Source organism: Daejeonella sp. (genome assembly GCF_049655485.1).
Taxonomy (GTDB): Bacteria; Bacteroidota; Bacteroidia; order Sphingobacteriales; family Sphingobacteriaceae; genus Daejeonella.
In genome coordinates, this window is sequence record NZ_JBASJU010000013.1 from 1 (window position 1) to 8,787 (window position 8,787).

Below are 8,787 nucleotides of genomic sequence, written 5' to 3' on the forward strand. Positions count from 1 at the left end.
CTATTAAATCCCCCATTCGTTCGAACTGGGGGATTTTTATTAACCGAATTTTTCATATCGAACAAATAATTTTCACCGCTACTTTCCCCTCGTTTACCGAGTTCTTTCCTTCCCCTGCCTAATACCTATTTCGTAGTCGGCTCCGTCGATATACTTTTGATCAAGCAAATAAGGAAATAACTTAAAAATAAAACGATATGAAAACTTTAAACACTCTTCTAACTCTTTCTCTTTCGCTAATACCGATAAAATCAAATCAAATGTGCCGGCAGCTCCAAGCGTTTGGGAAAGTCCGCTGATTGAAGCCCCTGCTTCTTTGAAATATATAAAAGCAAAGAATGCCTTTGTCCCGGTAGCTGCCTTCGAATTGGGAGACCCATCAGAAGTACCAACAACGCTCTTGACGGTGCCTGTTGCTCCAATAGTTTATGGCGATTCTAACGAAGAGGTACCTGAGCATCTAGGTAATATAAAAGCAAAATTTGCCTTTGTTCCGGTGGCACCTTTTGTATGGGGTGATCCATCTACAGAGACAGTTGAACTTGGTATACAATAATTTCTTTTTTATCTGTAGCACTTTCACACCCACGGGCGTCTTAACAGTGTATTAAATTTTGAATCTGATGAGAACTATACATTTTGAAATCCCAACCATGACCAAGCTTTATAAACAGCTTGAAGTATGCAACTCTATAAAAAAGTTGAATGTAGTTAACATCACTACAGAAAATGGTCGCGCAGCAGTTACTTTCCAGGACTCGCTTCTTAAAGTTGATATTATTAGAGCGATTGAAGAAGCTGGTTATATTGTTAAATACTAGTTTAACTTATATTTCTCCTGAGGAATATTCACCTGCTTATCAGTTATGACAAGGATCATAATAATCAATCCCAGAATTATAGCAATCACAAATTGAAGTTGTGAAATAAAGCCTGAACTCGTCTGGCTTTCCTGGCTTTCCCTCAATAACTCTCTACCGATCTCTGTTTGTACTTGAGTAAGTTTCATCAGGTCTTTTGTGAGATTATTATAGAGATGAACTGTGGTGCTAAGATATAATTCTTTCGCCGTTTCTTTATCTGCAACGGCAGTCTCAATCAGCAATAATTCATCTCTTTTGTAATCACTCAAATTCTTTTTCAGCCTCGCAAGGTAATTTGTTTCAGCTCTAACAAGATGAGTGCTTTCATATTTGCTGATAAGTTTATCCAGCTTTAGATTCTCTTCTTTGATATAATTTTCTATTGCCGAAGAGCTGATATTTTCCGTGAAGAGAAAAGTAAATAGCTGGTTCCTTTTACTATGGATATGATCAGCAATCGAAAACAAGTCAACTGCCGGAATTAAGCGATCTTCATAAATAGAGTTAAATGACTTCGAAATTCGTGTTACATTATAAGACTCCAATAAACTGAAGACTATTATAAACAGCATTAATACAGCTAGCATGATTGCCAGCCGTATTTTACGTTGAATAGCGAAAGCCAGTTTCATTCGAATGAGATTAATGCCAAAAACCTTTCTATTTACTGGCTTCAGCTAAAATCGCATTGTTTAATCTTATATATTCAGCGTTGTTGATTGTTTTTGCAATTTCGAGCCCAGTTTTAGCGCTTACTGCCGCACCGGGTTTATCACCCATCTTTAGCTGAATTTTTGCTTTCCAGTAATTATACCATGGAGTTTTCTGATCAGCTGCGGCAACCGAATTCATCCACGCAAGTGCTTTTGAAAGATCTTTACCATTATCGTAATAGTATACTGCTGACTGCATATAAGGTTTCACATCTCCCTTCATAGCTTCATCAATATTTGCCATTATTTTGCTGTCGATATCGGTTTTCATTCCGATACTCACTTTAGTGGTTGCCCACATTAAATTTAAGTTTGCGGAGTTGGGTAGTACATCACTGAATGAAATAGTAAAACTTTCAACATTATCCTTCAACTTTGTGGGATTGGCGGTAAAACGCAGTACATCATCGGCTTCTTTGTATGTATATGCTCCCCATTGCTTTGTGTCTTTATTAAGAATGATCGTCCATGAATCTTTACCCGGGATGGTGAGCAATGCATATTCGCCGGCTTTTACTGCCTGCCCTTCTAGCGTAACATCCTCAGTAAAACTTATCGTTGTTACCGTGTTTGCGCCTGTCCGCCATACTTCACCGAAGGGGACTAAATCCCGGAAAATGTTTCTGCCTTTCATATTGGGCCGCGAATATTTGACGGTGACACTGCCAAGGCCAAATTCCTGTATTAGAGTTTGTGAACTGCTCACTTGTGGCATTTTGAGCTGCGCCAAAACGGGCAGCGATAAGCAACAAAGGCTTAAACTAAATAGTACTAAAAACTTTTTCATATGTTAAATTTTGATGTATAAAAATAGTCAATTATTATTGAACAAATATTGGATTGGATTTCTATTCGAACTATATCTCAAACCAAGAGTTTTCTGTGCTTTCATTTAGAAAATACCCTTTAACAGGGAGGTCCAGAAAAGGGTATCTTACTTTTGAAAGATATAGACCCGAAGCATGTGCAGGTAAAATCAGATTCGGGGTCTTTTTTGTGATCAAATGGCTCTCGAATTCATCAACGCTCATAGTCCCGCTACCTATCTCAATCAGCTTTTTGCTTAGAATTCGGATCATACGCCCAAGAAAACGATTTGACGAGATTTGAAAGCGAATCCGGTTTCCTGCGTCGTTAATTAATAGGTTAGCTGCAGAAACATTGCAGATGGTATGTTCGTTCTTATTGGGCGATTTGCAATACGCCCGGTAATCATTGTATTTTGGCAGCAGTGTAACTGCTTTTTTCATTTCGATTAAATTTAGTTCAGGAAGCAGGTAGAAAGCACTGCTTTCGCTTAAAAATGGATCTTTGTATGTGTGAATAAAATAATCGTATGTTCGAAGCACCGCGTCAAATCGGGCATGGGGTTGCCCATCCATAGGTATGATGTCGAAAATAGCAATGTCATCCGGAAGAATACGATTCCACCGGAAAAATAAATCAAAATTCCATTCATATTCAATATCAATATGAAAGAAGAATTGGCTGGCGTGGACCCCGGCATCTGTACGACCACAGCCATACACGGTGACCGGATATTTTAATAGTTTACTTAAAGTGGTTTCAAGTACTTCCTGCACACTTAGCTTATCAGGCTGGTTTTGCCAGCCACAGTAACGTGTTCCTTTATAGGATATGTGTACGAAATATCTCAATTGAAAATTTTAGCACGCTAAGCTATCAAATTAAAGGGCGATTTTCAATTGATTTCCCAGTAGGATCAATACGTCTTCATGTATTCTGCCTTTGTGAAATGACGATCTTGTTACAAGCTGATGTTTAAATATTTTGTAACTTCGTGAGTTCCGTATCACAACAGTTTTTTATCAATATTATTATGAGAACCATCTTTATAATCGCAGGCATAGTCCTGGCTGGGGCCACTATCATAACGGTAGTTCAAAGCGACAAAAAAAAAGATAGTCCAGAGGTTCATCATGAAGGGGATGGCCATGGTCACCCCGCAGATCTGCCGGCTACTCCGTCTGCCTCGCCTACTATTAATCCAGCGCACGGGCTTCCAGGCCACAGATGCGATTTACCTGTCGGAGCTCCAATTAACGCTAACTCAGGTGTGGCAGCTCCCGTTCAAAATCCTCCAACTATTAAAATGAATCCCGTACCGGCACAGTCGGCACCCCAACAAAACGCTCCCGCGCCATCAGCCGCTGGCGTTAAAATTAATCCCGCTCATGGGATGCCCGGGCACCGATGTGATATCGAGGTAGGAGCACCGCTAACCTAGTATCAATAGCACCGGAAATAAAATGAACTTATGGTAACACGCGTCCAGAAAGATTTGTTTCAGTAATTTTTCCACATTTTTTCCGGTTCGCGAAATACGAATCCACAATAGTTGTATCTTTCGGTATGAAAGAACATAAAGGTATGCGTCCCCAGGACGTGATCATACTTTTGAAATTAGCAATCGAGAGTGAGGAAGGATGCAGGATTAAAGATTTATCTTCTAAACTACATATCAGTGCATCGGAAGTTAGCGAATCAATAAATCGTTCGTTAATTGCAGGCTTATTAATGCCAGATAGCAGAGTGGTTAATGAGGAACCATTTTTGAAGTTTTTGGAGCACGGCCTTCAATATGTGTTCCCGGCACACCTAGGACCGGTAATGAAAGGAATATTTACTGCACACTCCGAGTCATCTCTTTACCTTAGTTTTTCATCAGAAGAAAAATTAGTTTGGGCTGATGACATGGGGAAAGAACGGGGTCCCAGCATTTTGCCCTTATATCCAACGGTAATAAAAGCTGTTAAAAAAGACCACGTCCTTTACAAACTTCTTGCACTTTGCGACATTATACGCATAGGCGATATATCCGATAAAAATAAGGCCGTTTGGCACATACGGGAAACGCTTCAAAACAGGGCATGAATAAATTGGTGTATCCTACACACAAAAATTTTTTCAAAATCCTATTCGCTTTATACCTTCTTCCTTAGATATTTGCAGCAGAATGAATGAAAAGGTACAGCGATCCGGGGAAATTCCGGCGAAAGAAGTAAAGGATATTGCCGGGAAAACTGTGTTTCCCATTCTTTTTGCCATAAGTTTCGCGCATCTTCTCAACGACACTATTCAGTCGCTAATCCCAGCAATCTATCCAATCGTAAAAACTTCTTTTAAGTTAACTTTTGCTCAGATAGGTCTGATCACTTTGACCTTTCAAATGGCAGCTTCGATCCTGCAGCCCTTTGTGGGACTCTATACTGACCGTAAGCCCCAGCCCTACTCATTAGCCGTTGGGATGGGGTTCAGTTTGATTGGCCTGGTTTTACTATCCCAGGCTTCAAACTTTGAAATGCTGATATTATCAGTCGCCCTTGTCGGGATAGGATCATCAATCTTCCACCCTGAAGCATCGAGAATGGCGAGTTTGGCCTCCGGCGGACGAAGGGGTATGGCTCAGTCTGTTTTTCAGGTAGGAGGAAATGCTGGAAGTTCTATAGGGCCACTTTTGGCGGCCTTAATTATTGTTCCTTATGGACAATCAAACGTTATGTGGTTTTCGGTTCTGGCTTTACTTGCAATTATAATACTTGTAAATGTCGGCGGCTGGTACAAACTAAAAATTTCATCGATCGCCAAAAAGGCTGCAACTACACACCCTGTTCACACACTTTCCAGGAAAAAGGTTATAATCTCTGTCATCATACTGCTAACCCTAATATTTTCTAAATATTTCTACCTCGCTAGCATGAGCAGTTACTACACCTTCTATGTTATTCATAAGTTCGGTGTATCAGTTCAAAGCTCGCAAGTTTACTTATTTATTTTTCTATTCTCTGTAGCTGCAGGAACATTAATAGGCGGGCCGCTTGGCGACAAAATCGGCCGTAAATATGTTATTTGGGGCTCTATCCTTGGGGTAGCCCCCTTTACTCTGCTACTTCCTCACGCAAATTTGTTTTGGACGGCTGTCTTAACTGTACCGATAGGTGTCATACTTGCTTCAGCATTTTCTGCGATTCTGGTCTATGCGCAGGAACTTATCCCGGGTAAAGTGGGGATGGTTTCAGGATTATTTTTTGGCTTTGCCTTTGGAATGGGCGGAGTGGGTTCGGCTTTCCTGGGTACATTAGCCGACCGCACAAGTATAGAGTATGTCTATAGCGTTTGCGCCTATCTGCCGTTAATAGGCCTTATCACTGGATTTCTCCCTGATATTGGCAGAAAAGGACGTTAAGAACATTATAGCCATTTTCCCATTGCGCCTGGCATCCTATAATCTTATCATCCTATGAATCCTATTCAAGACAAAATCCTATTCCAGACAGAATCCTAATCTATTTCCCTTTAATCCAAACCGCGATATCCTCTATAAGTTTTGGGGAGACATTTGCCGGAATACGATATTGCATTCCATTTCCTTTTTGCTTTTGAGAAGATAAAAGGTGGTTGAGGTCGGGATAAAGTTTGAAAGAAGCATTTTTGTTCGACGCTAAGGCTGTTCGCCACATATTAAAGTCCTGAACAGAAACCTGGAAATCGTTTTCACCTTGTATCACCAGGATTCTGTTTTTGATTTTCCTGGCGGAGCCCAGCTGATCATAATTATTGATATCCATCCAATATGCGGCTGGAGCCGAAAGTATGACAGAATCGGGAGCGATATCACCTAATTTCAATAGTCTAGTTCTATCAATCTCCCGAGAAGTTTCCTCAAATTGCAGTCTCATAATTGCGGTAGTATCGCCGGAAGAAACATAGAGGTACTTATTTTGCTCGGCTATTAAATCTGACAATTTCCGTGCAGGCGCAGCAGCCAGAATTATACCTGCAAGATCGGGTGTAAGGGCCGCAATCCTCGGTGCAAGCATCCCGCCAAGACTATGTCCCATAACATATATTTGGCTTTTATTGATACCGGGGGTGTTTCTCGCTATTTCCACCGCGGTTAGTGCATCATCTAAAACTTCCTCTTTTACTGTGAATGCTTTAGTAAAATAGTTGGGGTACACCATTGACCGTTTTACGTATCGTATGCTCGCAATACCTTTTGCTGCCAAGCCTGCTGCAAGGTCTTTAAGGGGTTTATTTGGGCCGACAGATTCGTCCATATCGGATGGCCCTGAACCATGTACAAATACTATAAGCGGGAAGTTAGTCCCGTTTTTAGGAGTTGTCAGTAAGCCAGCCATTTGCCCGCCATCAAATTTAAGTTCGACTTCTTTTTCGTGGTATAGATTTGTATCAGCGTAAGCAGGTTCGACGTAGAAAGCTTCTGAAGCAGTTGGTGCAACAAAGAAACCAACCAGTTTCTCTGATTTGTTGAAGATAAATGTGAATCCCTGATTGCCCTTCGTGAAAACACAGTTTAACGTTACCTGATAAAACTCGCCCTGGCTTCTGTTTTGCGCCCCATTAACAGATTCATAGGTTCCCAGACTATTACCCAGCCTTAGCCAAAACAGCTTAAGTTCATCAGCACTTATTTTGTCTTTAACACTTTCATCAAAGAAGCCGTGTGCCTCTTCAAATTTCCCATTATTCATTGTTTCAAAAAAGGAGTCGGCACGGTTGATCAGACTAATTATGCTTTGCGCAAAAGTGATTTGACTTAGGAAAAGAAGTGCAATAATTATTTTAAAAGATTTCATGAAATGTTAAGTCCAGATTGAGCGCGAAAGATAAGGAAAAAGCGGCGGGATTAACGCGCCCTAAAGCATAGAAGAAACCAGGCTTTATTAACCCGGATTTTTCTTAATTTAGTTTCAAATCATAGCTCGTCCAAATGAAAAAACTTTTTATCGCCGCCTTTCTCATTTATTCTCTCCCAGTTTTCTCTCAAACAACAAATACAAAAGACAAGGTAAGCCTGGCTGCCGACAAAGTAGAATCTAAAGTTATTGCATGGCGTCGCGATTTTCATGAACATCCGGAACTTGGGAATAATGAAATAAGAACCGCCGGTATTGTTGCGAAGCATTTGGAAAGCCTTGGTATTGAAGTCAAGACCGGGGTTGCCAAAACCGGGGTGGTTGGGATTCTGAAAGGGGGCAAACCCGGCCCGGTTGTGGCGCTTCGTGCAGACATGGATGCGCTTCCGGTTACTGAACGAGGCAATCTGCCATTTAAATCTAATGTGAAAACCCAATATAATGGCCAGGAAGTTGGAGTAATGCATGCATGTGGTCATGACTCCCACACAGCAATACTTATGGGTGTTGCAGAAATTCTATCGGGAATGAAGGCAGATCTTAAGGGTACCGTGAAATTCTTTTTCCAGCCTGCAGAGGAAGGTGCACCAGTGGGCGAAGAGGGTGGGGCAGAGCTGATGGTTAAAGAAGGCGTGTTAGAAAATCCGAAGGTTGACGTGGTTTTCGGATTACACATTTGGGCGCAGACTGAAGCGGGCCAAATAACGTATAAATCAGGTGGCATGATGGCTGGTGTTAAGGATATGAAGATCACCGTAAAAGGCCGTCAGGCACATGGCGCATCTCCATGGGCATCCATTGACCCGATTGTAGTGTCTGCTCAAATTGTGAACAACCTTCAAACCATAGTAAGCCGAAACCTGAATGTTACCGAAAATGCTGGTGTGGTTACTATCGGATCTATCCACGCGGGCGTCAGATCCAATATTATTCCCGAAACTGCAGAAATGTTAGGTACCATGAGATATTTAAGTGCTGCTGACGGGAAGTTAATAGAGAATAGGATAAGGCAGATAGTAATAAATACCGCTGAAGCCAACGGAGCAATCGCGGAAGTTAAACTTCCCTATAGTTCCAGCTACCCCGTAACTTATAATGACCCAGCCTTAACGGAAAAGATGTTACCCTCTCTTAAAAGAATTGCAGGGACGGCAAATGTTAATGTCGTGCCGCCGGTTACAGGTGCAGAAGATTTCTCTTTCTTTCAGGAAAAAGTGCCGGGCTTATTTTTATTCCTTGGCGGGATGACTAAGGGCAAGGATCCGAATACAGCACCTTCACACCATACTCCGGATTTCTTTATTGACGAAAGCTCGTTTAAATTAGGAGTAAAAACTTTAACCGGATTGACGCTTGATTATATGGAGATGGGGAAATAGGCACCGATGTACCTCCAGAGAACCAGGAACCAGGAACCGAGAGTCAAGACCGTAAGCGGGGTACATTTTTCCAAAACAATCCTCTGATTACTTCCTGAAAGCAATCTTAAATAAAAAAATGTATTTTAATGACCAGCTTTTCAAAACGGTA

10 protein-coding genes are annotated in these 8,787 nt (G+C 41.3%); 6 read left to right on the forward strand and 4 right to left on the reverse strand.

Annotated features, from left to right (window positions below; translation table 11 throughout):
* Positions 1–262: 262 nt before the first annotated feature.
* Positions 263–556, forward strand: a complete 294-nt coding sequence (locus tag WBJ10_RS00620; RefSeq protein ID WP_424287603.1) for a hypothetical protein — start codon at positions 263–265, stop codon at positions 554–556.
* Between the two features lie 67 nt (positions 557–623).
* Positions 624–821, forward strand: a complete 198-nt coding sequence (locus WBJ10_RS00625; RefSeq protein WP_424287605.1) for a hypothetical protein — start codon at positions 624–626, stop codon at positions 819–821.
* Here the strand turns inward: WBJ10_RS00625 and WBJ10_RS00630 are convergent.
* The 3 genes from WBJ10_RS00630 to WBJ10_RS00640 all read right to left on the reverse strand — a co-directional run bounded on the left by WBJ10_RS00630 (position 818) and on the right by WBJ10_RS00640 (position 3,234).
* Positions 818–1,495 (reverse strand): MCP four helix bundle domain-containing protein, encoded by a 678-nt coding sequence (locus tag WBJ10_RS00630; RefSeq protein WP_424287607.1) that lies wholly within the window; start codon positions 1,493–1,495, stop codon positions 818–820. The genes WBJ10_RS00625 and WBJ10_RS00630 overlap by 4 nt on opposite strands.
* A gap of 28 nt (positions 1,496–1,523) precedes the next feature.
* Positions 1,524–2,363, reverse strand: coding sequence for a DUF2911 domain-containing protein (locus WBJ10_RS00635; protein WP_424287609.1), 840 nt, complete (start codon positions 2,361–2,363; stop codon positions 1,524–1,526).
* Positions 2,364–2,433: 70 nt separating this feature from the next.
* Complete coding sequence (locus WBJ10_RS00640; RefSeq protein WP_424287611.1) at positions 2,434–3,234, reverse strand: tRNA pseudouridine synthase A; 801 nt, start codon at positions 3,232–3,234, stop codon at positions 2,434–2,436.
* Positions 3,235–3,416: 182 nt separating this feature from the next.
* Here WBJ10_RS00640 and WBJ10_RS00645 point away from each other — a divergent pair, with 182 nt between their 5' ends.
* The 3 genes from WBJ10_RS00645 (at position 3,417) to WBJ10_RS00655 (ending at position 5,783) form a co-directional block, all read left to right on the forward strand.
* The gene (locus tag WBJ10_RS00645) at positions 3,417–3,824 is read left to right on the forward strand and encodes a hypothetical protein (protein WP_424287613.1); all 408 of its coding nucleotides are present in this window, start codon (positions 3,417–3,419) and stop codon (positions 3,822–3,824) included.
* A gap of 125 nt (positions 3,825–3,949) precedes the next feature.
* Positions 3,950–4,471, forward strand: coding sequence for a MarR family transcriptional regulator (locus WBJ10_RS00650; protein ID WP_424287615.1), 522 nt, complete (start codon positions 3,950–3,952; stop codon positions 4,469–4,471).
* Between the two features lie 82 nt (positions 4,472–4,553).
* Positions 4,554–5,783, forward strand: a complete 1,230-nt coding sequence (locus WBJ10_RS00655; RefSeq protein WP_424287617.1) for an MFS transporter — start codon at positions 4,554–4,556, stop codon at positions 5,781–5,783.
* Positions 5,784–5,883: 100 nt separating this feature from the next.
* On the opposite strand, the gene WBJ10_RS00660 is transcribed toward WBJ10_RS00655, so the two are convergent.
* Positions 5,884–7,197: an alpha/beta fold hydrolase gene (locus WBJ10_RS00660; RefSeq protein ID WP_424287619.1), complete on the reverse strand. Its 1,314-nt coding sequence runs from the start codon at positions 7,195–7,197 to the stop codon at positions 5,884–5,886.
* A gap of 134 nt (positions 7,198–7,331) precedes the next feature.
* Between WBJ10_RS00660 and WBJ10_RS00665 the strand changes: the two genes are divergently transcribed.
* The gene (locus WBJ10_RS00665; RefSeq protein WP_424287621.1) at positions 7,332–8,636 is read left to right on the forward strand and encodes an amidohydrolase; all 1,305 of its coding nucleotides are present in this window, start codon (positions 7,332–7,334) and stop codon (positions 8,634–8,636) included.
* Positions 8,637–8,787 lie beyond the last annotated feature (151 nt).

Coding starts and splice junctions, on each gene's coding strand:
- WBJ10_RS00625 (WP_424287605.1), top strand. CDS start 624: ATGAGAACTATACATTTTGAAATCCCAACCATGACCAAGCTTTATAAA.
- WBJ10_RS00630 (WP_424287607.1), bottom strand. CDS start 1,495: ATGAAACTGGCTTTCGCTATTCAACGTAAAATACGGCTGGCAATCATG.
- WBJ10_RS00635 (WP_424287609.1), bottom strand. CDS start 2,363: ATGAAAAAGTTTTTAGTACTATTTAGTTTAAGCCTTTGTTGCTTATCG.
- WBJ10_RS00645 (WP_424287613.1), top strand. CDS start 3,417: ATGAGAACCATCTTTATAATCGCAGGCATAGTCCTGGCTGGGGCCACT.
- WBJ10_RS00650 (WP_424287615.1), top strand. CDS start 3,950: ATGAAAGAACATAAAGGTATGCGTCCCCAGGACGTGATCATACTTTTG.
- WBJ10_RS00655 (WP_424287617.1), top strand. CDS start 4,554: ATGAATGAAAAGGTACAGCGATCCGGGGAAATTCCGGCGAAAGAAGTA.
- WBJ10_RS00660 (WP_424287619.1), bottom strand. CDS start 7,197: ATGAAATCTTTTAAAATAATTATTGCACTTCTTTTCCTAAGTCAAATC.
- WBJ10_RS00665 (WP_424287621.1), top strand. CDS start 7,332: ATGAAAAAACTTTTTATCGCCGCCTTTCTCATTTATTCTCTCCCAGTT.